Below are 24,603 nucleotides of genomic sequence, written 5' to 3' on the forward strand. Positions count from 1 at the left end.
CTCCATGGCACTCCCCGCAATCGCCCCCTACCCGCTCCCCCGGCCCGACGAGCTGCCCGAGAACCGGGTCGCCTGGCGCGTCGACCCGAACCGCGCCGTCCTCCTCGTCCACGACCTCCAGCAGCACTTCCTCGGGGCCTTCCCGCGCGGCGCCGAACCACTCACCGGGCTCCTCGGCAACACCGCGCGCCTCCTCGAAGCCTGCCGCGGCCGCGGTGTGCCCGTCGTCTACTCGACGCAGCGCGGCGGGCAGACGCCCGAGGAGCGCGGCCTCCAACTCGACTTCTGGGGCCCGGGCGTCGCGGACGACCCCGCCGCGCTGGCGATACCGGAAGCGGTGGCGCCCGCAGCCGGCGAAACGGTGCTCACCAAGTGGAAGTACAGCGCCTTCGTCCGCACCGAACTCGCAGCGCTCCTGCGGGAGTCGGGGCGCGATCAGCTCCTCGTCGCCGGCGTCTACGCGCACATCGGCGTACTGGTGAGCGCGTGCGACGCGTGGATGCAGGACATCCGCGCCTGGGTCGTCGCCGACGCCGTCGCCGACTTCACACGCGACGACCACGACGCGGCGCTGCGCTGGGCCGCCGGCCGCTGCGCCGCGGTGACCACCACAGACGCGCTCGTCAAGGAGCTGGCATGACACTCACCACGGAACGCATCCACCACGACGTCGCCGCCGCCCTCGGCGAGGACCCGGCGGAGATCCCCGTCGACGAAAGCCTCGTCGACTACGGCCTCGACTCGGTGCGCATCATGACGCTGCTGGAGCGCTGGCGCCGCGAGCACGGTGTGCAGGCGGACTTCGCCGACCTCGCCGAGGCCCCCGCGGTCGAGGCGTGGGCACGGCTTCTGGGGGCCGCCTCGTGACCGCGACAGCGACCCACCGCCATGCCTCGCCCGACACCGAGCATGCACTCCGACTTCCGCTCACCGCAGCGCAGTCGGGCATGTGGTACGCGCAGGCGCTCGACCCGGCGAGCCCCGCGCTCAACACCGCGGAGTGCCTGCGGATCGACGGGCCGCTCGACGCCGACCTCTTCGCCGAGGCGCTGCGCCGCGTCACCGAGGAGGCCGAGGCACTGCGGGTGCGGATCGAGGACACCCCGCAGGGACCGCGTCAACACCTGCTCCCCGCCGTCGAGTTGCCGCTCTCCGTGCACGACCTGCGCGGCGACGGAGCGGAGCGGCGGGCCGAGGCGTGGATGCGCGAGGACCTGGCGCGGGCGCGCGACCTCTCCCGCGAACTCCCCTTCACACACGCGCTGTTCCGCGTCGCCGACGAGCGGTGGCTCTGGTACCAGTGCATCCACCACCTCGTCATGGACGGCTACGGGTACTCGCTCCTCGTCCGACGCACCGCCGAGGTGTACTCGGCGCTCGCCGAAGGCGCGGACCCGGCGCCCCGCACCTTCGGGCGCCTCGCGGAACTCGTGGCGCAGGACGCCGCATACCGCTCGTCCGAAGAGTTCGCCGCCGACCGCGAGCACTGGGCGACGGCGCTCGCCGACCGTCCCGAGGCGCCCAGGCTCGCCGGTCGGGACGCCCTCGCCTCGCGCACCTTCGGCCGCCGCACCGCGTACCTGCCGCCCGCCACCACCGAGCGGCTGCGCACCCTCGCCGAGGAGCTCCGCGCGACCTGGCCCGACGTCCTCGTCGCGGCGCAGGCCCTCTACACCGCGCGCGTGACCGGCCGTTCGGACGTCGTCCTCGGGCTGCCGCTGATGGGACGCATGGGCTCCGCAGCGCTCCGCATCCCCGGCATGGTGATGAACGTGCTGCCGCTGCGTCTCACGGTGCGGCCCTCGGACACGCTCGCCTCGCTCGTGCGGCAGGTCGTCCTCGGCATCCGGGACGTGCGCCGCCACCAGCGGTACCGGTACGAGGACATCCGGCGCGACCTGGGGCTGCTCGGCGAAGGCCGGGCGCTCGTCGGGCCGCTCGTCAACGTCATGCCGTTCGACTACGGTGCGGCGTTCGCCGGCGTACCGGCGAGGGCGATGAACCTGTCGACGGGGCCCGTCGACGACCTCACGGTGAACATCTACGACCGGGCCGACGGCCGGGGACTCCGCATCGACCACGACGGCAACCCCGCGCTCTACCCCCACGAGGCGCTCGCCGCACACCAGTCGAGGTTCCTGCGGCTGCTGGAGCAGCTCGCCGGCGCGGACCCGGAGCAACCGCTGGGCGCGTACGCCGTCGCGAGCCCCGCGGAGCGGGAGTTCGTCCTCGACGAGTGCAACCGCACGGCGCGCGAACTCCCCTGCACCACCCTCGCAGGCCCCTTCGAGAGCCGCGCCCGCGAGACGCCGGGGGCGACGGCGCTCCGCGAGGGCGACACCGCGCTCAGCTACGAGGAGCTCAACGCGCGGGCCAACCGCCTCGCACGACTCCTCCAGGACGAGGGCGCGAAGCCCGGCGCGCTCGTCGCCGTCTCACTGCCGCGCTCGACCGACCTGGTCGTCTCGCTCCTCGCCGTCGCGAAGTCGGGCGCCGCCTACCTGCCGCTTGACCCGGAGTACCCGCCGGAGCGCCTCGCGTACATGCTCGACGACGCGGCGCCGGTCTGCGCCGTCGCCGACCGTGCCGGGAGGCTGCCGGCGCACGGCCGCCCGCAGCTCCTCCTCGACGAACCCGGCACCCGCGAACGGCTCGCCGCCTACCCGGCGGTCAACCCGCCCCGGGCCCTCACCCCCGCGCATCCCGCGTACGTCCTCTACACCTCCGGCTCGACGGGACGCCCCAAGGGCGTCGTCGTCTCGCACGGGGCGATCGACAACCGGCTGCGCTGGATGCAGGACACCTACCGGCTGCGGCCCGACGACCGCGTGCTGCAGAAGACGCCTTCCTCGTTCGACGTCTCCGTCTGGGAGTTCTTCTGGCCGCTGCGCGAGGGCGCCACGCTCGTCGTCGCCGAGCCGGGGAGCCATCGCGACCCGGCCCGCCTCGCCGCGACCGTCGCCGAACACGCCGTCACCACTTGCCACTTCGTCCCGTCGATGCTTCAGGTCTTCCTGGCGGAAGCGGACGCCTCGCGCTGCGCGTCGCTGCGTCGGGTCTTCTGCAGCGGCGAGGCGCTGCCGCGCGAGACGGCGCACACGTTCGCGCGTGCGCTTCCCGAGGTCGCGCTGCACAACCTCTACGGGCCGACCGAGGCGGCCGTCGACGTGACGCACCACACGTGCGTGCCGGAGGAGACCGGCCCCGTACCGATCGGTGCGCCGGTGTGGAACACCCGGCTCTACGTCCTCGACCCTGCGCTCCAGCCCTGCCCGCCAGGCGTGACGGGCGAGCTCTACCTCGCGGGCGCACAGCTCGCCGACGGCTACCTGCACCGGCCCGAACTCACCGCGACGAGGTTCGTCGCCGACCCGTTCGGTCCGCCGGGGGCGCGCATGTACCGCACGGGCGACCTCGCGCGGTGGACGGTCCGCGGCGAGGTGGAGTACCTCGGGCGCACCGACAACCAGGTGAAGCTCCGCGGGCAGCGTCTCGAACTCGGCGAAGTGGAGGCCGCGTTGGCGGCGCTCGACGGCGTCGACGGCGCGTGCGCGCTGGTCCGCGAGGACCGGCCGGGCGAGCAGCTACTCGTCGGCTACACCACGGGCACCGCCGAGCCGGCGGCGTCGCGGGCCGCGCTCGCGCGACGGCTGCCCGAACACATGGTGCCGTCGACCGTCGTCGCCCTCGACGCGTTCCCGCTCACCCCCAACGGCAAGCTCGACCGCGGTGCGCTGCCCGCGCCGGTCTTCTCCGGCAGCGGGCGACGCGCCCCCGAGGGGCCGCGGGAGGAGGCGCTCACCGCGCTCTTCGCCGAGGTGCTGGAGGTCGAAAACGTCGGCCCCGACGACGCGTTCTTCGATCTCGGCGGCACCTCGCTGCTCGCCGCGCGCCTGGTGGGCCGCGTACGGGAGCGCCTCGGCGCCGAGTTGACGATCGGCTCGCTCTTCGAGGCGCCGACGCCGGCCGGGCTCGCCGTCCGCACGGCCGACGACTCCGCCGCCTCCGGTGACGCGCTCGGCGTACTGCTGCCGCTGCGCGCCTCCGGCTCGCGCACGCCGCTCTTCGCGATCCACCCGGCGGGCGGAATTTCCTGGTGCTACGCGGGGTTGGCCTCGCGGCTCGGCCCCGACCAACCGGTCTACGGGCTCCAGGCGCCCGGCCTCCTCGACACCTCGCCACTGCCGTCCTCCCTCGACGAGCAGGCGGCCGCCTACGTCGAGCACCTCAAGTCGGTGCAGCCGCACGGCCCCTACCAGTTGCTCGGCTGGTCGGTCGGCGGCGTCCTCGCACACACCGTGGCGACGCTGCTCCAGGAGGAAGGCGAGGAGGTCGGACTCCTCGCGCTGCTCGACGCGTTCCCCGCCGAGCAGTGGCGCGAGCGCCCGGCGCCCGAGGAGGGCGACGCACTCACCGCCGTGCTGCGCATGGCCGGATTCGAGCGCACCTCCGAGCGCGACCACGCGGACGTGCTCGCGACGCTGCGGCGCGCGGGCAGCCCGCTCGCCGGGCTCAGCGACCACACGCTGGCGCGGATCGTCGACATCGTGCCGCACCACGCGAGGCGGATGCGCGAGCACCAGCACCGGCGCTACACCGGCGACCTCGTCTTCTTCACCGCGGCGGCGCCGCGGCCGGAGGACTGGCTCACGCCCCTGGCGTGGCAGCCGCACGTGGACGGCACCGTCGAGAACCACGAACTGCCCTGCACCCACCCGCAGTTGCTGCGGGACGAGCACGTCGGGGCCATCGCCGACGTGCTCGCGGCACACCTGGAGGTACCGCAACGATGACCGCGACCGCGACGGAGCCGGGCCCCTTCGACCCGCCGGCCGACGGCCGGGACGACGCCTTCCTCGTCCTCGTCAACAGCGCGGGCGACCACTCCCTGTGGCCCGACTGGCGTGCCGTCCCGCAGGGTTGGCGACGCAGCTTCGGGCCGGACACGCACGGGGCGTGTTTGCGGCATCTTTCCGCAGGGTGAGCAGCGGGGCGCACGGAGACAAGGCGGTGAACGGATCGGAGACGGACCACGATCCGTAGCCGTTCCCCAACGGATGCCCCCTCGACAACGTGCACGTATATACAGGCATATCGTGGGAACGCGCAAGGGTTCGGAGCAACGGACCCCGGAGGAACGCGCGGGAGGACGAGCAATGCCAGACGAACACCACACCGCGCACTGCTGCGCGCCCGCGAGGACGGAAGGCTCCACGGCGCAGTCGGCCGAAGCGCACACCGGCGTCGCACCCGCCTGGGCCGGCACCGGCACCCACGGCATCGAACAAGCGCAGGTACCCGCCGGGGAGTTCGCGATGGGCGACGCGCACGACGACGGGCAGCCGACGGACGGCGAGGGCCCCGTGCACCGGGTGGCGCTCCCCGGCTTCGAGATCGACGCGACCTGCGTGACGGTCGCCGACTTCGCGGCCTTCGTCGAGGCCACCGGATACCGCACCGAGGCCGAGGAGTTCGGCTGTTCCGCCGTGTTCCACCTGGCGGTACGCGCACCCGCGGAGGACGTCGTCGGGTCCTCGGCCGGCACCCCGTGGTGGCTGGCGGTGAAGGAGGCCGACTGGCGCCGCCCCGGCGGGCGGCAGTCCGACGCGTACGAGACGCCCGACCACCCCGTCACCCACGTCTCCTGGCACGACGCCGCGGCGTACTGCGCCTGGGCCGGGCGCGCCCTGCCGACCGAGGCGCAGTGGGAGTACGCGGCTCGCGGCGGCCTCGCCGGCGCCCGGTACCCGTGGGGGGACGTGCTGCACCCGGACGGCGCGTGGCGGTGCAACATCTGGCAGGGCACCTTCCCGGTGCACAACACCCTGGCGGACGGCTACCTGACCACGGCTCCCGTCCGCACCTTCGCGCCCAACGGTTACGGACTGTGGCAGACGGTCGGCAACGTCTGGGAGTGGTGCGCCGACCGGTTCTCCCCCGTCCACTACACCTCGGAGCCGGTGACCGCGCCCACCGGCCCCGAGGCGGGCAGCACCCGTGTCATGCGCGGTGGTTCCTACCTCTGCCACGACTCCTACTGCAACCGCTACCGGGTGGCCGCCAGGTCGTCGAACACTCCGGACTCGGCCACGGCCAACCTCGGCTTCCGCACGGTCGGCAGCCCCTAGCCGCGGCGCGGGCACGCGCGGCCGGGGCGACCGCGCGACCGCGCTCGCGCACCGGTCACCACTCGGCGAACGAGCCGTCGTCGTGCCGCCAGACAGGGTTGCGCCACCGCGCCCCGACCTCGGCGGCACGGCGCACCGCACGCTCGTCGATCTCGATCCCGAGGCCCGGGGCCCGCAGGCGCTCGACATAACTCTCCGACGTCGCGAAGACGCCCGGGTCGACGAGGTAGTCGAGCAGGTCCGAGCCGACGTTGTAGTGGATGCCGAGGCTCGTCTCCTGGATGAGCGCGTTCGGCGAGGCGAAGTCGACCTGGAGGCTGGCGGCGAAGGCGATCGGTCCGAGCGGGCAGTGCGGAGCCAGCGAGACGCCGTACGCCTCGGCGAGCGAGGCGATGCGGCGCACCTCGGAGATACCGCCCGCGTGCGAGAGGTCGGGCTGGGCGACGGCGAGGCCGGAGCCGACCACCTCGCGGAAGTCCCAACGGGAGAAGAGGCGCTCGCCGGTGGCGATCGGGATGCTGGTGGACGCACATATCGCCGGGTAGTCGGCGGTGAGTTCGGGGACCAGCGGCTCCTCGACGAAGAGCGGGTGCAAGGGTTCGAGCAGGCGGAGCGCCTGGCGCGCGACCGCAGGGGAGAGCCGGCCGTGGAAGTCCACGGCGATGTCGAAGTCGTCGCCCGTGGCCTCGCGCACCGCGGCGACCCGCGCGACCATCGCGTCGAGCGCCGCCTTCGACTCCAGCCCGCGCATCCTGCCGGAGCCGTTCATCTTGACGGCACTGAGCCCCAACTCCTTCTTCTGCAGGGCGGCTTCCGCGACGCCGGCGGGGTCGTCGCCGCCGATCCACGCGTAGGTGCGCATCCGCTCGCGCACCGCACCGCCGAGGAGCTCGTGGACCGGGACGCCGAGGCTCTTGCCCTTGATGTCCCACAGGGCCTGGTCGATGCCGGCGACGGCGCTGGAGAGGATCGGGCCGCCGCGGTAGAAGCCGCCCTTGGTGAGGGTCTGCCAGTGGTCCTCGATGCGGAAGGGGTCGGCGCCTATCAGGTAGTCCGAGAGCTCCTCCACCGCGGCGGCGACGGTCGCCGCGCGGCCTTCCACGACGGGCTCGCCCCAGCCGGTGGGGCCCTCGTCGGTGTGGACCGCGAGGAACAGCCACCGCGGCGCGACGGAGAACGTCTCAAGTCCCGTGATCTTCATGCGGATACCTCCGAGGTGGTGGACGAGGTCAGCGAGCCGGCCAGCTCGCGGACTCTTTCGAGCTGCGCGGGATCGCCGAGCGCCGAGCCGAGCGCGACGCCGGCGGCGCCGGAGTCGAGATAGGTCCGGGCGGTGTCGAGGCGGACACCTCCGGTGGCGACGAACCGTGCCTGCGGGAACGGTCCGTGCATCGAGCGGAGCCAGTCGGGGCCGAGGTCGGAGGCCGGGAACATCTTCAGCCAGTCGAGTCCGAACGCCAGCACGCGCTGCACCTCGCTCGCGGTGGCGACGCCCGGGAGGTGGGGCAGCCCCGCCGTGAGCGAACTCCCGGCCACCGCGGGGTCGAAGCCGGGCGCCACCGTGAAGACGGCCCCGGCGTCCGCCGCCTGCCGCACGTGCGCGGCGGTCGTCACCGTGCCGGCGCCGACGGGCAGGCCACGGGCGCGGCCGGCCTCGACCGTGGCGGCCAACGCATCGAGTGCGGCCGGCGACTGGATCGGCACCTCGACGAGGCGGATGCCGACGTCCCAGGCCCGCTCGGCCAGTTGGACGGTCCGCGCGGCGTCGAAACCGCGCAGTATCGTCATCAGTGGAAGGTGTGCGAAGTGCGTGGCGAAGAACGCCCTGGTGTCGTCGGTCATTTCATCCATCCCAGGTCGCGTGAGATCGCTTGCGCCGTCTCACGAATCAGCGGGAGCCTGCTGCGCAGCTCCTCCAGGTCGAGTTGCTCCTTGAGCGCGGTCACCGACAGCGCCGAGGTCACCGCGCCGGTCGCGTTCCGGATCGGCAGCGCGATGCAGTTGACGAAGCTCTCGTACTCGCCGTCGTCCTCCGCGTGGCCGCGTGCGCGGATCTCCCCGAGGTGCGCGGTGAAGGCGTCCCTGCCGGCCACGGTCGTCGGCGTGAACCGCTCGAACGAGCAGGTGGCGAGGAGGCGTTCGCGCTCCTCGTCGTCGGCCCAGGCAAGGATCGCCTTGCCGACTCCCGAGGCGTGCAGGCGCACGCTCTTGCCGATCTGGGAGTAGAGCCGCACCCTGCCGAACGACTCCGCCTTGTCGGCGTAGACGATGCGGTCTCCGTCGATCACCGCGACGTGCACGGTGACGTGGAGTTCGGCGGCGAGGGCCTGCACGTGGGAGTGGGTGACGCTGCGCAGGTCGAACTGCTCCGTCACCGCCTGGGCGAGTCCCACCAACCGGTGGCCGACGACGAACGTGCCGTCCTCCGCGCGCCGGGCGAGCCCGCCGTTGACCAGGTCCTGCATCAGTCGCAGGGCGGTGGTGCGGTGCACGTCGAGCTCGGCCGCGATGTCCGAGGGGCGTTGCGGCCCCGTACTCATGAGTTCGAGGATGCTGATGGCGCGCTCGACGGCCTGGCTCACGACGCCACCTCGCGCACCTCGCGGAGCCCGCTCGCGTCGACATGGTCGGCGACGGAGCCGAGGGCGAGCTCCGCCGTACGGTGACCCAGCCGCAGGCGGTCGTCCGGCTCGGCGCCGTGCAGCAGCGCCGAGAGGTACCCCGCGGCGAACGCGTCGCCCGCGCCGACCGGCTCCACCACTTCGACTTCGGCCGCCGGTTGGAACCAGCGGTCCGTCCCCTCGAAGAGCGTGGCTCCCACCTCGCCGTCCTTGACGACGAGCTGTCCGCTCGCCCCGACGAGCTCCCGCACGTCCTCCGGTGCGGCGGTGCCCCACAGGGCGGCGGCCTCGTCGAGCCCCACGAGGACGACGTCCGCCTGCCGTGCCACCTCGCGCAGGACACGCGGGGCTTCGTTCGAACTCCACAGCGCCGGCCGGTAGTTGACGTCGAAGACGCGCAGGCCGCCGGCCCGCTGCGTCCGCGCGAAGAGTGCGGAGGCCGCCTCGGCGCAGGAGTCGGAGAGGGCGACCGTCACACCCGAGGTGTAGCCGATACGCACGTCACGGAAGGCGACGGCGTCGAGATCGGCCGGGCTTATGCGTGAGGCCGCGGAGCCCGCCCGGTAGTAGTGGACCTTGGTTCCCTCGGGTCCCGGGTCCTTGAAGTAGACGGCGGTCGGGGCCGCCGGATCGCGCACCACGGCCCTGGTGTCGACCCCGGACGCCGCGATCTCGGAGACGACCCGCTCCCCGAGCGGATCGTCTCCGAGCCGGCTCACCCAGCTCACACGGTGGCCGAGATCGGCGAGGTACTGCGCTGTGTTCGACTCGGCGCCGGCCACCCGCAGTCGGGCGTCCGTCGCCGACCGCAGAGGGGTCGACGCGGGCGGTGCGACGAGCACCATCGATTCGCCGAGACACACAACGTCGGGCGGGGGGGCGTGGGTTGAGCGGGAATCCGAAGCAGCGGCCACGTGCGTATCGCCCACCGGAACCTCCTCGGTCATCGTCAGAGTTGTGCAAATTATGCACACCTTGTGCAGATGTGCCACCACCAGCATACTGGCCCGGCTGTCGAGCACAGGCAGCCGAGAAAGTGAGCGGCGAAGGAGCCCCGCACGTGAGCACATCGACAACCGCCAGCAGCAAAGCCCCACTTCACGTGAGAGGCGTACCGTCCTGGTTCATCTACGTCTTCGGCGCCCTCGGTGCGGTGCTGTGGGGCTACGACACAGGTGTGATCTCCGGGGCGCTGCTCTACATCAAGCGCGACTTCGCCATCTCCTCGGCGGGTCAGGGACTCGTCACGTCGTCCTTCACGATCGGCGCCGCGGCGGGCGCGCTCATCACGGCACTCCTCGTCGACCGGCTCGGCAGAAAGAAGCTGCTGCTCATCGCCGCCGGCATCTTCGTCGTCGGCACGCTGATGTCCGGACTCGCGGGCGACGAGGTCGTCCTGATCATCGGCCGCGCGGTGCTCGGCATCGGCATCGGCTTCGTGTCGGTGAACATCCCGATCTACCTGTCGGAGATCTCCCCGGCCCGGATACGCGGCCGCATCGTGTCGCTCACTCAGTTCATGAACGCGACCGGCATCCTGCTCGCCTACCTCTCCAACCTCGCCTTCTCCCCGGCCGGGGCATGGCGGTGGATGATCGGGATCGCGGTGGTGCCCGCGGTGCTGCTCTTCTTCGGCGTGCTCTTCCTCCCCGAGAGCCCCAGGTGGCTCGTGGGGAAAGGCCGAATCGCCGACGCCCGGGCGACGTTGGCCGCCCGGGACGACGGCGCCGACCCGGGTGTCACGATCCGTGAGATCGAGGAGGGGCTCGCCGCCGGTCGCGGGGCATGGCGCTCGCTGCTGCGGCCCTGGGCACGCAAGCCCGCCGCCATCGCCGTCCTGATGACCGTCCTCGCGCAGTTCCTCGGCATCAACGCCATCACGTACTACGCGCCCACGGTGCTGACCTCCGTCGGCTTCAGCGACAGCGCCTCACTGATCACGACCGTGGGGTTCGGCGCCATCTCCGTCGTCGCCACGGTCTTCGCCGTGCGCTACGGGGACTCCGTCGGGCGCCGGCCGCTGCTCATCGTCGGTGCGGCGATCACGGGGACGACGATGCTGCTCACGGCGATCTTCTCGTGGTCCTTCGGCATCACGGCCGGGATCACAGGCGTGGTGGCCATCATCTGCTTCTGCCTCTTCAAGGGCGCGTTCTCCTCGACGTGGGGGCCCATCTCCCGCGTCGTCGAGACGGAGATCCTGCCGATCTCCATCCGCGGTACGGCGATGAGCGTCGCCGAGGTCGCCAACTTCATGGCGATATTCGTCGTCACCCTCTTCTTCCCCATCCTGCTCCAGGCGGGGAGCGGATTCGCCTTCTTCACCTTCGCGTTGATGGGCGCGGTCGCGGTGGCCGTGATCGTCTTCTTCGTCCCGGAGACCCGGGGCCGCACGCTGGAGGAGATCGAGGCCGAGATGCGGGAGGGGCCCGCCGCCCGAGCCGCGCAGCGGAACGGTACGCCGGCGCCGGCGGACGACGCGGCGTCCGCAGCCCGCGTCGACTGACGCCAACACCCCACACACCAGGGCTGTTACACCAGCAAGGAGAAAGCACATGCCCGACGGGCGCCCCAACATCGTCTTCATCATCACCGACCAGCAGCGCTTCGACACGATCGCGGCGCTCGGCCACGAGCACGCCCTCACCCCGAACCTCGACCGCCTCGTCCACGAGGGGACCGCCTTCACCCACACCTACGTCACCGCGCCCTCCTGCGCCCCCTCCAGGGCGAGCCTGTTCACCGGCCTCTACCCGCACAGCAACGGCGTGCTCAAGAACAACGACCCGTGGAGCCACTCCTGGGTCGAGCTCCTCGCCGCCGACGGTTACCGGTGCGCCAATGTCGGCAAGATGCACACCTTCCCCTACGAGACGTCGATCGGCTTCCACGAACGTCACGTCGTGGAGAACAAGGACCGCAGCAATCCGACCCTCCCGTTCTTCCTCGACCAGTGGGACAAGGCGTTCTGGGCCCGCGGGCTCGTCAAACCGGACCGGGCGACCAAGTACCGTGCCATGCCCGACTACCAGGACCGCCTCGGCGCCTACGTGTGGGAGGCCCCGGACGACCTGCACGCCGACAACTTCATCGGCGGCCTCGCGACACTCTGGCTCGACCGCTACCCGGGCGAGGAGCCCTTCTTCCTCCAGGTCGGCTTCCCCGGGCCGCACCCGCCGTACGACCCCACGGAGGAGCACCTCGCGCGCTTCGACGACATCGAGATGCCGCTGCCCGTCAACTCGCAGGCGGACATGGACAGTCAGCCCCACGCACTGAAGGACCTCAGGCGCGACAACCTGGAGGTCGACCACGACGGGATCGTGCATCTGGAGAACCCGACCGACGAACAGGTGCTCCGCCAGCGGAAGCACTACATGGCGAACATCTCCATGATCGACGAACAGGTCGGCTTCCTCATCGAGGCGCTGGAGCGGCGCGGTGCTCTCGACGACACGGTCATCATCTTCACCTCGGACCACGGCGACTGCCTCAACGACCACGGCCACATCCAGAAGTGGTCCATGTACGAACCCAGCGTGCGGGTCCCCGCGCTCGTGCGCGGCCCGGGCGTGGTGCAGGGGCAACTTGTGGACGGGCTCACCTCGATGATGGACCTCGGCCCGACGGTGCTCCAGCTCGCCGGTATCGAGCCGCCGGAGTGGATGGAGGCCGAGTCCCTGCTCCCCGCGCTGCACGGCGAGCCCTGGGCGGGACGCGAGTACGCCTTCTCCGAGCACGCCAGGGACATGATCCTGCAGGCGACGGCCCTCATGACGATGGTGCGCGACGCCAACATGAAACTCGTCGAGTTCATCGACTCCGACGAGGGCCAGCTCTTCGACCTGGAAGCCGACCCGCGTGAGGAACACAACCTCTGGGACGATCCGAAGTTCGAGGCGCACCGACGCCGCCTCTCCGGGGTCATCGCACGCTGGCGCGGAACGAGCCAACTGCGCACCGCCCCGTGGAGCGAGCAGTTCCGCTGAGGCCACCGGCCTGTACGGCGGATGAGCGCGACGACTTCGGCGGCGTGGGCGAGTCGGCGCAGACCGCTCACCGGCGCCCGGGGACTTGCGGCCGGCTTGCTACACGCGCTCCGGCGGACGCCAGTCGGCGATTCCGTCGAGCGCACGGAGCATGAGAGCGGGGGCCAGGCGGCCGACGAGGGCGAACGCGGCGTTGCGCAGGGCGCAGGCCGGTGCGCTGGTGAGCGTCGTCGTCCGCGCGGCGCGGGCCGACTGTTGCACGATCTTGGTCGTGCGGGGTAGGCGCAGCCGGGTGTAGGAGGCCGGCGTGAGGGTGATGTTCTCGGCGGGGTCGGCGAGTTGCCCGAGTACGACGGCGTCCTCGATGGCCTGGTTGCCGCCTTGGCCCATGCTCGGGGTCATCGGGTGCGCGGCGTCGCCGAGCAGGACCACCCGGCCGTGGTGGTGGGCGGGAAGGGGCGCGGCGAGGTGGTGGACGTCGTTGCGCAGGACCGCTCCCTGCGGCAGCGTCTCGAGGAGTTGCGGCACGGGCGGGTGCCAGGCGGAGAACAGGCGCCGCAGCATTGCGGGTTCGTCGTCGCGGGCGTGGTGCGCGGCAGGTTGGGCGGCGGCCGCGTAGGCGTAGACCCGTCCGTCCGGGAGGGTCTGGGTGCCCCACATCCGCCCGCGTCCCCAGGTCTCGTGCGGCTGGACTCCTCCGGGCGGGGCGTCGGTGAGGAAGCGCCAGGTGGTGAAACCCGCGTAGCGAAGGCCGGGATGGTCGGGGAACAGGGTCCGGCGGGTCGCAGAGTGGATGCCGTCGGCGGCGACGACGAGGTCGGCTTCGAGGGATTGCGCCCCGGCGGTCACGAGGGCGGGCCGCTCGGGGCCGCCCGGATCGGCGAGCACCGCTTTCGTGCCGGTGCGCAGTGCCGCGTGGGCCGGCAATCGGGAGCGCAGCAAGTCCACGAGGGCTGTGCGGGTCAACAAGACGAGGGGGTCCCCGAAACGCGCGCTGGTGCTGTCCCCGGTGATCGGTACCAGCCATCGGCCTGACGGCGCGCGCAGACCCCCACGTCCGGTCCAGGTCCGGAGGGCGCGCACGGCATCTCCGAGCCCGATGATGTCCAGGGCTCGCAGGGCGTTGGGAGCGAGGGAGATGCCCGCACCGACAGGTTCGAGTTCCGCGGCCTGTTCGAGGACGGTGACCGACCATCCGCGGTCGGCCAGGATCGCGGCCGCCGTCAGCCCGCCGACGCCGGCTCCGATCACCAGCGCCCGTGGGGAGCCCGACGTCCGCGAAGCTCCGTAAGGGATTCCCATCGTCACATCCTCAGGACGCCCCACTCTGACGAATCCGCAACCGGCGTACGGCAGACACCTGTTGCACAGATTCCTGGTGCACGAGTCCGCTGCCGCACATGACGACCGCCGACGCGACAGACCGTATCGCCCCCGGCCGGACACCATCGCCCAACATACACACGACCTGCTGCGGGCAGGAACGCACCTGACGGCGGTGATCGAATCCGCCGCAGGGGCGGGACGAACGGTCCGTCACGTCGCATGAGCCGTGTCAATAACGTCCCGTCCCGCAACATCCAGCCGCGCCGCCTTCTTTTGTCATGGCCGACCACGAAGAAACGGTCCTGGTAACCCAACTCGCCGGGAAAGGCTCACCGTGGCCCACCATGCTCCTCACTATGGTTTCCGCTGCCACACGTTTCGCGAAGCTTCGGCGAGGAGAATGCATGCACGAACAACCAAGCGATGCCGAGGACGACGTGGGCGGCGGATTCAGTGGGGAGCCGGAGCTGTCGCCGCAGCAACAGAAGCTTTCTGGTATCCCCGGCGATACGTCCCACTCCGCGAAGTGGAACATCTACCATGTGGCCTTGGTGTCCGCGCTGGGCGGACTACTGTACGGCTATGACACCGGGGTCATTTCGGGAACCCTCGATCAGATCGCCCAGGATTTCGGGATCACGAATTCCTATGAGTTGTTCGGTGTCAGCATCCCCAACAACACCATCGAGCAGATGATCACCTCCTCGATTCTGCTTGGTGCCGTGATCGGCGCGCTCGCGGCAGGACCGTACACTGTGCGGTTCGGACGGCGGACCACGATCCTGACGGTCGCTGTGCTTTTCGCCGTCGGGGTGGTGCTTGCGGCATTGTCCCCCGAACCGCTCTCGCTCATCGGCAGTCGACTGCTGCTGGGTTTGGCGGTGGGTGGCAGCACCCAGACCATCCCTACCTACATCGCTGAACTCTCCCCTCCCGGTCGTCGCGGTGGTTTCGTCACCTTCTTCAATATGGCGATCGGCATCGGCATTCTGAGTGCGGCGATCGTGAACGCAGTATTCAGTGATGTCGCCTGGCACTGGAAGATCGTGGTAGCCGTCGTCCCCGCAGTCATTCTGATCATCGGCATCCTCACGCTGCCCGAGAGCCCACGCTGGCTCGTGCGGCATGAGTACATCGACTCCGCACGGAAAGTGCTGCGTTGGGTGCGACCCACTGGTCGGATCGCTGACAGCGAGGTGCGTGATATTCAGGAAGTCCTGCGCAGGGAGAGCGAGGCCGAGGAGGGCCCTTGGCGGGCGCTCGGCGAGAAGTGGCTGCGTCCGGCGCTGATCGCCGGAATCACGGTGGCGGTCTTCACTCAGATCACCGGACTCGAGATGATGATCTACTACACGCCGATCATCCTGACCGACGTGGGATTCGCGCCCTCGTTCTCGCTGGAGGCCAATGTCTACGTCGGCGTCGTGTACGTGGTGATGACGCTGATCGGCAAACTGCTGGTGGACCGCATCGGCCGCCGGCGTCTGATGCTCATCATGCTGCCCGGCTCTGCGCTGTCGATCGCGCTGTTCGGCCTGCTCTTCATCGTCTCCGAGGACCAGCCCAACGGGTGGCTCGCGTTGGCGATGCTACTGGCGTTCATGTTGTTCCAGACCGGGGGTATTCAGGTCGTCGGCTGGCTGATCGGCTCCGAGGTGTATCCGCTGCGGATTCGTCCCGCGGCCACCGGTGTGCACGCTGCGGCACTATGGGCGTCGAACCTCGTCGTCACTTCCAGCGCACTCAGCCTGGTCAGTGCGCTTTCCCTGGGCGGGGCGATGCTGGTGTACGCCATGTTGAACGTTCTCGCCTGGGTCGTCATCTTCTTCCGCGTGCCGGAGACCAAGGGGCGTTCGCTGGAGGCCATCGAGCAGGACCTGAAGCGCGGCGTCTTCTTGCCGCGGACGAAGACCTCATGAAAAGGGTGGTGCGCATGGCGGTGTCGTCGTCGGGCGCGGGCGAAGACAGGCGGAGTAGGCGATGTCCTTGGGTTCCATGAGGCTCGCCGTGCCAGTGGCCGGTGGTCCCAGCCCTCTCGCCGCCAGGGCCTGATCGGGCTGCCGCCCGCCCATCAAGCCGCCCCGCCGCACGTCGACACACGTGCGGCGGGGCCCCGTTGACCGCTACTCCGCCATGCTCCCCTTGACGTCGGCGAGGACCGCACGCGCCGCGAGCGGGCCGCCGGCGCTGTTCCAGGCGGAGCCCTCCACGACGACGACGTGGTCGTCGCGTACGGCGTCGAGGCGGGTGAAGTTGCGGATGTCCTTCGCCTCCTTCAGTGCCTTCTCTCCGGACGCCCGGTCGTCGAGGGTGCCGAAGAAGAGCCAGTCGCCGTCGATGGTGCGGAGCTTCTCCAGACTGACGGGCTCGCTGTGGCCGAGGCTCTCGCCCTGCTGGTCCTTGGGGCGCTTCAGGCCGAGGGAGGCGAGCGTCGAGCCGACGTGGCCCTTGCCCTTGCCGACGACCGAGGGTGCCCCGTCCTGCCAGCGCACCACGCTGGTGACGGCCTCGGCGTTGTCCTCGAGGCCGTTCTTGGTCTCGCGTACGTCGGCGTCGAACTCCTCGATCCACTTCTGGGCCTTCGCCTTGTCGCCGAGGGCATCGGCCGTGGCGAGGAAGGACTTCTGCCAGTCCTCGTTGAGTTTCGCGGTGAGGACCGTGGGGGCGATCTGGCGGAGCTTGTCGGTGACGCGCTTGGAGCCGGTCGTCTCGTCGAGGAGGATCAGGTCGGGCTTGAGAACGGCGAGCTTTTCGAGGTCGGGCTCGGCGACGGTCGCGACGACCTTCGCCTTGGCCGCCTTCTTCGCCAGGTAGCTGGAGACGCCCTGTTGGCCCCGTCCTGCGGTGGCGCCGACGGGCTGGTGGCCGAGGGCGAGCGCCGCGTCGAGAGTCGGCTCGCTGAGCGTGACGATCTTCTTCGGCTTCTCGGGGACCTCGGCCTTCTTCCCGTCGGCTCCTGTGACGGTGCGGGTGCCCGCGTCCGCGGCGGGCTTCGAGGACGAGGAGGACTCCTCGCCACCACAGCCGGTGAGGACGACGGCGCCCGCCAGTGCGGCGACGACGGCGGCTCTGCGGGTACGGGAGGCGGTAAGGGACATGAGTGCTTGCTCCTGCGGAAGTAGAAGGATCGTTCAGAAGGTGTGGAGCGCGGCGAGGCCGTCGGCGAGCGCACCGCTCCAACAGGTGTAGTCGTGGCCGCCGTTGAACTCGGTGAGCACCGTCGGGTAGCCGCGTGAGTCGAGGCGGGTCAAGAGTTCGCGCACCATGGTGGCCATCGCCCCCTCGTGCAGCCCGACGTCCAGGCGCACCCGCAGGCCCTCGCGGACGGGCAGTTCGGCGAACCGGCGGCTCATCCACTGCTCGCCGGTGTCCATCTTCGACGGGATGCCCGGCCCGATGTCGGGGCGCCACCACAGCGAGGGGGACTGTGCGACGACGTTGCCGACGCGGTGGGTGCGTTGCTCCAGCCCGACGTGGAGCGCGCCCAGCCCGCCGAGGCTCTGCCCCGCGACGGTGGTGCGGCGCGGGTCGGCGCAGAGCGGCCAGCGGGCGGCGGCCCAGGGGAGCAACTCCTCGGTGAGGAAGTCCGTATAGGGCTGCCGGCCGCCGAACTCCCGCATGCGCGTGGCGTTGTCGACGGCGTCGGGGGCGAGGACGACGAGCGGGCGGACGGCGCCGTCGGCGTGCAGGTTGTCGAAGAGGTTCTCGGCGGCGAGTTGCCCGAACCACATGTCGCCGTCGAGGAGGAGGAGTACGTCGGCGCCGTCCGGTGCCTCGGCCGCGGTCGGGGGCAGGTAGGCCCACACGTCGCGGGTGGCGCCGAGCGCCTCGGAGCTCAGGCGGTGCCGCTGCACCTCGCCCCGCGGCACGCCGTCGCGCCGGCCGGCCCACGGCTGCGGAGGTGCCTCGGGGAGCGCGAAGACGGAGCCGGGCGGGCCGTGCCAACGGGTGGCGATCGTACGGGGGTTGAGCGGGTCGCCGACGGCCTCGGCGGCGAGCGCGCGGAGCCGGTCGTGCGTGAGGTCGGCCGCGTCCTCCGTGGCGGCGACGCGGTAGGAGCCCCGGTGGTCGGCGCGCAGCCGGTAGGTGAAGTGCCAGACGTCCGTGCCGTCGAGGTGTTCCATCAGCCCCGAGGTGTAGTCGCCGCGGTCGATGAGCCGGTTGGCGAGGAGCAGCACCGCGCCCGTGGTGCCGCCGCCGCGCCAGAGGAACGTGACGGCCCGGTGGTGCGGCTCGTTGGGGAGCGGCTCGATGAGCGGGGTGCCCGACGTGCGCACCTCGGCCCAGAAGCGGTCGAGCGCGGCGGCGCGCGCGTCCGGGCCCGACAGCTCGTCGAGGTCGCGCGCGAGGCGCGCGACACGGGGGCTGCGGGCGCGGGCCGGTGCCGCGGGGTGGCCTGCTCCCGTGCCGCGGGCGGGTTCGGCTGTGCCGTAGGGGACGGAGTCGGGGGATGCGGTCGCCTGCGGAGGGTGGGCGTTCATCGGGTTCTTCCCTGCGTCAGGGCGAGTTGGACGAGTCGGCCGACGGTCTCGGCGGGGCTGGGCATCGCGGCCATCTCGGCTGCGGTCTCCCGGGCGGCGTCGACGAGGGCCTCGTCCGTGAGGAGTCGCTCGACGAGCGCGGGGGTGAGGTCGTCCGGGCCGTCGGGGACGAGTCCGCAGCCCCGGTCGCGTACCGCGGCGGCGTTGGCGGGGCGGTCGGCGCCCTCGCCGAGGACGATCTGCGGGAGCCCGGAGTCGAGCGCGGTGAGGGTGGTGCCTGCGCCACCGTGGTGGACGACGGCGTCGGAGGCGTCGAGAAGCGCGCCGAGCGGAATCCAGTCGACGGTGCTGACGTTCTCGGGCAGTTCGCCGAGCGCGGCGACGTCGGCGCCGCCGAGCGCGAGGACGAACTCGGCGTCGAGGCGGCGGGCGGCCTCGACGACCCACGCCACAGGCGAGACGCCGTCGACGACGGGCCGCACAGTGCCGAGCGTGACGGCGACCCTCGGCCGCCGCCGCGGCGCGAAGAGCCAAGGGGGCAGCGCAGCCCCGCCGTTGTAGGGCACGTACCGCATCGACCAGCGGCGCGGTTCGTCGGTCGTGGTCATGCTGGGCGGCGCGACGTCGAGCCAGGCGGCGACCGGCTCGGGTCCGTCGAGGCCGTGGCGTTCGTAGCCCCCGGCGAGCGCGTCGTTCATCATCGCGACGTGGGCTCCGGTGTGCCCGAACCCGACGGCGTGCAGTACGGAGGGCAACCCGAGGCGGGCGGCGACGAGTTGGCCGACGACGCCGTTGGGCGTGTGGACGACGAGGTCGGGCCGCCACTCCTGCGCGACCTGCACCATGCGGTCGGCCATCTCGTCGCTGAAGAAGGAGAAACCGCGGCCCTTGGCGGGGCGGCCTGCCTCGCCGGGCGAGGGCGGTCTTCCCTGCCGCTTCTTCTCCATCTCGGCGTAGCGGGCGTCGGGATCGATGCCGGGGGCGCAGTCGACCGCCAACAGCCCTGCCTCCGTGGTGCGTTCGACGGCGGCGCCGCACGTGCCGACGAGGACGTCGTGTCCGGCGGCCCGGAACGCCTGGGCGAGCGGGACCATCGGGTACAGCAGCCCGAAGAACGGCGGTCCTGCCAACAGTACGCGCATGGTGGGTGTTTCCTCCTCGGCTGGGGACGGCCTGAGGCGTCCCGGAACGCTCGCGGGAGTTCCGGGGTCTCTGTGCCCGAGGTCACGCCCCGCAGGTGGCATGTTGTACTTAGGTAAGCCTAAGCTAATCATGTGATTCCGAGGCCAACAACACCCGCCCCGTGGTTCCGCAGGCTCGCCGCGGCCTGCCTGCGGCACCGACGGCTGACCCTCGCCGTGGTCCTGAGTTCCGTGCTGGGCACGGGGCTTGAGGCCGTCGGCCCGCTCGTCGCCAGGCTCGGCGTCAACGACGCACTCGACGGCGAGACCCATCGGCTCCACCTGCTCGTCGCCGCCCTCGTCGGGCTCGCCGTGGTGCAGTTCGGCGCCGAGTACACCCGGCGCTTCGTCGGGGGGAAACTCGCCCTCGCCGTCCAACACCGATTGCGTACCCGGGTGTTCGCATCGATCCAGCAGCTCGACGGAGCGGGGCAGGACACCCTGCGCACCGGGCAGGTCGTCTCCCGGACCAACAGCGACCTGCAACAGGTCCAGATCATGCTGGGCATGCTGCCGATCCCGATGGGCGTCGCGGCGCAGTTCCTCGTCGCGGTCGTCGCGATGGCCTGGTTGGCGCCGCTGCTGACGCTCGTCGCGCTCACCGTCGTCCCGGGACTCGCCTGCCTGACGGCCTACACCCGCAAGCGGCTTGTGCCCGCGACGAAGGCGGCGCAGGCGCAGACGGCCCGTATCGCCGAGCGGGTCGAGGAGAACGTCACGGGCGTCCGCGTGGTGAAGGGGTTCGGCCAGGAGGAGCGGGAGACCGAGCGGCTCGCCGCCGCCGCGCGCCGGCTCTTCGGGCGCCGGCTGCGGGTGGTGCGACTCCAGGCGGCCGCGACGGCCTCCATGTCGGCGCTACCGCCGCTCGGCCAGGTCGCGGTGCTCGGGTTCGGCGGCTGGCTCGCGCTGCGGGGCAGCATCGACATCGGCACCTTCCTCGCCTTCGCCGCCTACCTCTCGCTCCTCGCCGGGCCCGCCCGCCTCTTCGCCAACTTCGTGGTGACGGCGCAGCAGGGGCGAGCCTCCGCCGAGCGCGTCTACGAACTCATCGACGCGGAGCCGCAGATCACGGAGGCGCCGGACGCCCGGCCCGTGCCCGCAGGTCCTGTGGGGCTCGCCTTCGACGGGGTGCGCTTCGGCTACGCGCCGAGCGATCCGGTCCTCGACGGCCTCTCGCTGACGGTCGAGCCGGGCGAGACGGTCGCGCTGATCGGTCCCGCCGGCTCGGGCAAGTCGACCGTCTCGCTGCTGCTGCCGCGTTTCTACGACGTCCAGGCGGGGTCCGTCCGCGTCGGGCCCGTCGAAGACACCGTCGACGTACGGGAGTTGCGGCTCGACTCGCTCCGGGAGACCGTCGGCGTCGTCTTCGAGGAGCCGTTCCTCTTCTCCGGCAGCGTCCGCGACAACATCGCCCACGGGCGCCCCGAGGCGACGGACGAAGAGGTGGAGGCGGCGGCGCGTGCGGCGGGCGCGCACGACTTCGTCACCGCGCTGCCCGAGGGGTACGGGACCGACGTCGGCGAGCGCGGCCTCACCCTCTCCGGTGGCCAGCGCCAACGCGTGGCGCTGGCACGCACGTTGCTGACCCGCCCGCGTGCGCTCGTCCTCGACGACGCCACCTCGGCCGTCGACGCCGAGACCGAGGCGGCGATGCACGCCACCCTCGCCGAGGTCACCCGCGGGGCGACCACGCTGCTCATCGCGCACCGCCGCTCCACGCTCGACCTCGCCGACCGCGTCGCGGTCCTCGACGAGGGACGCGTCGTCGACGTCGGCACCCTCGACGAACTCACGGCGCGCTGCGCCCTGTTCCGCGAACTCACCGCGGGGCACAGCGGCTCGGTCGAGGAGCGCATCAACCCGGCCGACACCCACGGCGCCGAGGGCGTCACCCCGGAGCTGTGGCCCGTGACAGAGCCGGAAGCCGCAGACGAGCCCACGGAGCCGCCGGCAGATCCCGCACTCGACGAGGCCGAGCTCCGGCGCCCGCGACCGGACTTGCGCCTCAGCGGCCTACTGCGCCCGGTACGCGCCGCGCTCCTCACCGGGCTCGTCCTCGTCATCCTCGACACGGCCGGGACGGTCTCCCTGCCCCTGTTCGTCCGCCACGGCCTCGACTACGGCGTCGCAGAGGGCGACGGAGGAACCCTGCGTAACGCGGCCCTGGCGGCGCTCGGCGTCGTCCTCGCAGGGTGGGTGCTGCTCCACACGCACACCCGCCTCACCCGCCGCGCGGGCGAACGAGTGCTGTACGGGCTGCGCGTCCGCACCTTCGCCCAACTCCAGCGGCTCGGCATGGACTTCTACGAGCGCGAGCGCAGCGGCCAGATCATGACCCGGATGGTCAACGACATCGAGGCGCTGTCGACCTTCCTCCAGTCGCACCTGCTCACCTCGCTGGCGGCGCTGGCGACGGTCGCGGGCGTCGCGGTGACGATGCTCGCCGTCGACCTGCCGCTCGCCCTCGCGGGGCTCGCGCCGCTGCCGCTCGTCGCCCTCGCCACCTTCGTCTTCTGGCGACTCTCCTCCGCCGCCTACGCGGACGCGCGGCGGCGCATCGGGGAGGTCAACTCCACGCTGCAGGAGAACATTTCGGGTCTGCGCGTCGCCCAGGCCGGCAACCGGCAGAAGGACACGGCGGCCGACTTCGACAAGCTCTCGGACTCCTACCGCACCTCCCGGCTGCGCGCCCAGCGGTACGCCTCGGTCTACTTCCCGAGCGTCAACATCTGCGCCGAACTGGGGAAGGCGCTCGTCCTGTTCGTGGGCGGCACCTGGGTCGCCGAGGGCACCCTCGACGCGGGGGTGCTCGTCGCCTTCATGCTCTACCTCGGCCTTCTCTTCTCCCCCATCCAGCAGCTCTCGCTCGCCTTCGACAGCTACCAGCAGGCCGCCGTGGGCCTGCGGCGGACGGTGGAGCTCCTCCGACTGCCCTCCTCGGTCCCCGACAAGCGCCCCGAAGAGGCCGCCCCGCTCCCCCGACGCCTCGCAGGCGCAGTGGAGTTGCGGCACGCCTCGCACCGCTACCCGGGCGCCCCGAGCCCCTCGCTCGACGGTGTCGACCTGTGCGTCGAGCCCGGCGAGACGCTCGCCCTCGTCGGGCGGACGGGTGCCGGCAAGTCCACCGTCGTCAAGCTCCTGACCCGGTTCTACGACGTGGCCGAAGGCCAGGTCCTCGTCGACGGCGTCGACGTCCGCGCCTACCCGTCCTCCGCCTACCGGCGCCGTATCGGCTACGTGCCGCAGGAGGCCCATCTCTTCTCCGGCGACCTCGCCGACAACATCAGGTACGGCCGCCCGGAGGCGAGCGACGCCGAGGTCGAGGCCGCCGCCAGGGAGACCGGTGCGCTCTCGGTGGTGGCCGCGCAGCCGTACGGCTTCCGGCAGCAGGTCGACGAGCGGGGCCGCAACTTCTCCACCGGAGAACGGCAGTTGCTCGCCCTCGCCCGCGCCCGGCTCACCGACCCGGGGCTGCTCCTCCTCGACGAGGCCACCTCGGCGCTCGACCCCGCGGCCGAGCGGTTCGCCGCGGAGGCGACCTCCAGGTCGGCGGGCCCGCGGCGCACCACCGTGCTCGTCGCCCACCGGCTCGCCACCGCCGCGCAGGCCGATCGCATCGCCGTCGTGGAGGACGGGCGGATCGCCGAACAGGGCACGCACGAGGCGCTGTTGGCGTCCGACGGCGCCTACGCGCGGCTCTGGCGCCACCAGCACGGCGCCGACGACCTGCCCGTCACCGTGCCCGCTCAACCGACCTCCGGGGCCGAAGCCCCGGAGGCACCTGCCACCGAGGGGAAGCTCCGATGAAGGCTCTCGTACTCGCCGGGGGCACGGGCTCGCGGCTGCGGCCCATCACCCACACCGCGGCGAAGCAGCTCGTGCCGGTCGCCAACAAGCCGGTGCTCTTCTACGGCATCGAGTCGCTCGTCGCCGCCGGCGTCACCGAGATCGGCATCGTCGTCGGCGACACCGCCGAGGAGATCCGCGCCGCCGTCGGCGACGGTGCGCGGTTCGGCGCCGAGGTCACCTATCTGCGCCAGGAGCGTCCTCTGGGTCTCGCGCATGCCGTCCTCGTCGCGCGGGAGTGGCTCGGCGACGACGACTTCGTGATGTACCTGGGCGACAACTTCGTCGTCGGCGGGATCAGCGGCCTCGTCGCCGACTTCAGGGAGCACCGGCCCGAGGCCGGCATCCTGCTCACCAAGGTGAGCGATCCGACGGTCTTCGGGGTCGCCGAACTCGCTGCGGACGGCGGGGTGTTGAGCCTCCAGGAGAAGCCGTCGCAGCCGCGCAGCGACCTCGCCCTCGTCGGCGTGTACCTCTTCACCCCGGCCGTGCACGAGGCGGTGCGCGCCATCGAGCCCTCGGACCGCGGCGAGTTGGAGATCACCGACGCTCTGCAGTGGCTGCTCGACCACGAGCACGCGGTGCAGGCGACCGTCATCACCGGCTACTGGAAGGACACGGGCAACGTCCTCGACATGCTGGAGGTCAACCGTTCGGTGCTCGACACCCTCGACGGCACCGTCGCGGGGAGCGTCGACGCGGAGAGCCAACTCGTCGGCCGCGTACGGGTGGAGGAGGGGGCGAGGGTCGAGCGGTCGCGGATCGTCGGGCCCGCGGTCATCGGCGCCGGCAGCGTCGTACGCGACTCCTACATCGGCCCTTCGACCTCCGTCGCCGGCGGGTGCCTCATCGAGGGCAGCGAGGTGGAGTTCTCCATCGTCCTCGACGGCTGCCGCATCGACCGTGCAGGGCGCATCGAAGGATCGCTGCTGGGACGCACCGTGCACGTCACGGGCGCCCCCCGCGCGCCGCGCGCCCACCGCCTCGTCCTCGGCGACCACAGCCGCGTGCACCTCACGACCTGAACGGAC

Annotated in this window: 18 protein-coding genes; 10 read left to right on the forward strand and 8 right to left on the reverse strand. The window is 71.7% G+C overall.

What is annotated here, in order from left to right:
* Positions 1-4: 4 nt before the first annotated feature.
* The 5 genes from F603_RS0130380 to F603_RS0130400 all read left to right on the forward strand — a co-directional run bounded on the left by F603_RS0130380 (position 5) and on the right by F603_RS0130400 (position 6,128).
* Positions 5-640, forward strand: coding sequence for an isochorismatase family protein (locus F603_RS0130380; RefSeq protein ID WP_019549694.1), 636 nt, complete (start codon positions 5-7; stop codon positions 638-640).
* Positions 637-867 carry a phosphopantetheine-binding protein gene (locus F603_RS0130385; RefSeq protein ID WP_019549695.1) on the forward strand — a complete coding sequence of 77 codons (231 nt, stop codon included), beginning with the start codon at positions 637-639 and terminating at the stop codon, positions 865-867. Before F603_RS0130380 ends, F603_RS0130385 begins: the two co-directional genes overlap by 4 nt.
* The gene (locus tag F603_RS0130390; protein WP_019549696.1) at positions 864-4,793 is read left to right on the forward strand and encodes a non-ribosomal peptide synthetase; all 3,930 of its coding nucleotides are present in this window, start codon (positions 864-866) and stop codon (positions 4,791-4,793) included. Before F603_RS0130385 ends, F603_RS0130390 begins: the two co-directional genes overlap by 4 nt.
* Positions 4,790-4,984 carry an MbtH family NRPS accessory protein gene (locus F603_RS0130395; protein WP_019549697.1) on the forward strand — a complete coding sequence of 65 codons (195 nt, stop codon included), beginning with the start codon at positions 4,790-4,792 and terminating at the stop codon, positions 4,982-4,984. The genes F603_RS0130390 and F603_RS0130395 overlap by 4 nt, the downstream gene beginning before the upstream one ends.
* Before the next feature lie 172 nt (positions 4,985-5,156).
* Complete coding sequence (locus F603_RS0130400; RefSeq protein WP_019549698.1) at positions 5,157-6,128, forward strand: formylglycine-generating enzyme family protein; 972 nt, start codon at positions 5,157-5,159, stop codon at positions 6,126-6,128.
* Between the two features lie 55 nt (positions 6,129-6,183).
* Here F603_RS0130400 and dgoD read toward each other — a convergent pair whose 3' ends face one another.
* The 4 genes from dgoD to F603_RS0130420 are packed head-to-tail and all read right to left on the reverse strand — an operon-like array spanning position 6,184 to position 9,678.
* Positions 6,184-7,329 (reverse strand): galactonate dehydratase, encoded by a 1,146-nt coding sequence (dgoD, locus tag F603_RS0130405; RefSeq protein ID WP_019549699.1) that lies wholly within the window; start codon positions 7,327-7,329, stop codon positions 6,184-6,186.
* Complete coding sequence (locus F603_RS0130410; protein WP_019549700.1) at positions 7,326-7,970, reverse strand: bifunctional 4-hydroxy-2-oxoglutarate aldolase/2-dehydro-3-deoxy-phosphogluconate aldolase; 645 nt, start codon at positions 7,968-7,970, stop codon at positions 7,326-7,328. Before F603_RS0130410 ends, dgoD begins: the two co-directional genes overlap by 4 nt.
* Positions 7,967-8,710 carry an IclR family transcriptional regulator gene (locus F603_RS0130415; RefSeq protein ID WP_019549701.1) on the reverse strand — a complete coding sequence of 248 codons (744 nt, stop codon included), beginning with the start codon at positions 8,708-8,710 and terminating at the stop codon, positions 7,967-7,969. The genes F603_RS0130410 and F603_RS0130415 overlap by 4 nt, the downstream gene beginning before the upstream one ends.
* Positions 8,707-9,678, reverse strand: a complete 972-nt coding sequence (locus tag F603_RS0130420; protein WP_342665944.1) for a sugar kinase — start codon at positions 9,676-9,678, stop codon at positions 8,707-8,709. The genes F603_RS0130415 and F603_RS0130420 overlap by 4 nt, the downstream gene beginning before the upstream one ends.
* Before the next feature lie 131 nt (positions 9,679-9,809).
* Here F603_RS0130420 and F603_RS0130425 point away from each other — a divergent pair, with 131 nt between their 5' ends.
* Together F603_RS0130425 and F603_RS0130430 are read left to right on the forward strand one after the other, a co-directional pair.
* Entirely contained in the window at positions 9,810-11,255 is a 1,446-nt protein-coding gene (locus F603_RS0130425; RefSeq protein ID WP_026328862.1) for a sugar porter family MFS transporter, read from the forward strand.
* Between the two features lie 49 nt (positions 11,256-11,304).
* Positions 11,305-12,738 carry a sulfatase family protein gene (locus F603_RS0130430; RefSeq protein WP_019549704.1) on the forward strand — a complete coding sequence of 478 codons (1,434 nt, stop codon included), beginning with the start codon at positions 11,305-11,307 and terminating at the stop codon, positions 12,736-12,738.
* Positions 12,739-12,837: 99 nt separating this feature from the next.
* Here F603_RS0130430 and F603_RS0130435 read toward each other — a convergent pair whose 3' ends face one another.
* Positions 12,838-14,040, reverse strand: coding sequence for an FAD-dependent monooxygenase (locus F603_RS0130435; protein ID WP_051096436.1), 1,203 nt, complete (start codon positions 14,038-14,040; stop codon positions 12,838-12,840).
* 428 nt (positions 14,041-14,468) lie between these two features.
* Between F603_RS0130435 and F603_RS0130440 the strand changes: the two genes are divergently transcribed.
* The gene (locus tag F603_RS0130440) at positions 14,469-15,983 is read left to right on the forward strand and encodes a sugar porter family MFS transporter (protein WP_019549706.1); all 1,515 of its coding nucleotides are present in this window, start codon (positions 14,469-14,471) and stop codon (positions 15,981-15,983) included.
* Positions 15,984-16,187: 204 nt separating this feature from the next.
* Here F603_RS0130440 and F603_RS0130445 read toward each other — a convergent pair whose 3' ends face one another.
* From F603_RS0130445 to F603_RS0130455, 3 genes are read right to left on the reverse strand one after another with little or no spacing between them, the layout of a single operon-like run.
* A complete protein-coding gene (locus F603_RS0130445) occupies positions 16,188-17,162 on the reverse strand; it encodes an ABC transporter substrate-binding protein (RefSeq protein WP_019549707.1) in 975 nt (324 codons plus the stop codon).
* A 33-nt stretch (positions 17,163-17,195) separates the two neighbouring features.
* Positions 17,196-18,545, reverse strand: coding sequence for an enterochelin esterase (gene fes, locus F603_RS0130450; protein WP_019549708.1), 1,350 nt, complete (start codon positions 18,543-18,545; stop codon positions 17,196-17,198).
* The gene (locus F603_RS0130455) at positions 18,542-19,687 is read right to left on the reverse strand and encodes a nucleotide disphospho-sugar-binding domain-containing protein (protein WP_019549709.1); all 1,146 of its coding nucleotides are present in this window, start codon (positions 19,685-19,687) and stop codon (positions 18,542-18,544) included. Before F603_RS0130455 ends, fes begins: the two co-directional genes overlap by 4 nt.
* Before the next feature lie 132 nt (positions 19,688-19,819).
* On the opposite strand from F603_RS0130455, the gene F603_RS0130460 reads away from it, so the two are divergent.
* Positions 19,820-23,533 (forward strand): ABC transporter ATP-binding protein, encoded by a 3,714-nt coding sequence (locus F603_RS0130460; protein WP_158678706.1) that lies wholly within the window; start codon positions 19,820-19,822, stop codon positions 23,531-23,533.
* A complete protein-coding gene (locus tag F603_RS0130465) occupies positions 23,530-24,597 on the forward strand; it encodes a glucose-1-phosphate thymidylyltransferase (RefSeq protein WP_019549711.1) in 1,068 nt (355 codons plus the stop codon). The genes F603_RS0130460 and F603_RS0130465 overlap by 4 nt, the downstream gene beginning before the upstream one ends.
* The last annotated feature ends 6 nt before the right edge of the window (positions 24,598-24,603 follow it).

This window comes from Streptomyces sulphureus DSM 40104 (assembly GCF_000381025.1).
Classification (GTDB): domain Bacteria; phylum Actinomycetota; class Actinomycetes; order Streptomycetales; family Streptomycetaceae; genus Streptomyces; species Streptomyces sulphureus.

Excerpts from the sequence above, each read along its gene's own strand:
- F603_RS0130430 (WP_019549704.1), top strand. The coding sequence starts at position 11,305 with ATGCCCGACGGGCGCCCCAACATCGTCTTCATCATCACCGACCAGCAG.
- F603_RS0130465 (WP_019549711.1), top strand. The coding sequence starts at position 23,530 with ATGAAGGCTCTCGTACTCGCCGGGGGCACGGGCTCGCGGCTGCGGCCC.
- F603_RS0130395 (WP_019549697.1), top strand. The coding sequence starts at position 4,790 with ATGACCGCGACCGCGACGGAGCCGGGCCCCTTCGACCCGCCGGCCGAC.
- F603_RS0130440 (WP_019549706.1), top strand. The coding sequence starts at position 14,469 with ATGCACGAACAACCAAGCGATGCCGAGGACGACGTGGGCGGCGGATTC.
- dgoD (WP_019549699.1), bottom strand. The coding sequence starts at position 7,329 with ATGAAGATCACGGGACTTGAGACGTTCTCCGTCGCGCCGCGGTGGCTG.
- F603_RS0130435 (WP_051096436.1), bottom strand. The coding sequence starts at position 14,040 with ATGGGAATCCCTTACGGAGCTTCGCGGACGTCGGGCTCCCCACGGGCG.
- F603_RS0130445 (WP_019549707.1), bottom strand. The coding sequence starts at position 17,162 with ATGTCCCTTACCGCCTCCCGTACCCGCAGAGCCGCCGTCGTCGCCGCA.
- F603_RS0130410 (WP_019549700.1), bottom strand. The coding sequence starts at position 7,970 with ATGACCGACGACACCAGGGCGTTCTTCGCCACGCACTTCGCACACCTT.
- F603_RS0130400 (WP_019549698.1), top strand. The coding sequence starts at position 5,157 with ATGCCAGACGAACACCACACCGCGCACTGCTGCGCGCCCGCGAGGACG.
- F603_RS0130455 (WP_019549709.1), bottom strand. The coding sequence starts at position 19,687 with ATGCGCGTACTGTTGGCAGGACCGCCGTTCTTCGGGCTGCTGTACCCG.
- fes (WP_019549708.1), bottom strand. The coding sequence starts at position 18,545 with ATGAACGCCCACCCTCCGCAGGCGACCGCATCCCCCGACTCCGTCCCC.
- F603_RS0130385 (WP_019549695.1), top strand. The coding sequence starts at position 637 with ATGACACTCACCACGGAACGCATCCACCACGACGTCGCCGCCGCCCTC.
- F603_RS0130380 (WP_019549694.1), top strand. The coding sequence starts at position 5 with ATGGCACTCCCCGCAATCGCCCCCTACCCGCTCCCCCGGCCCGACGAG.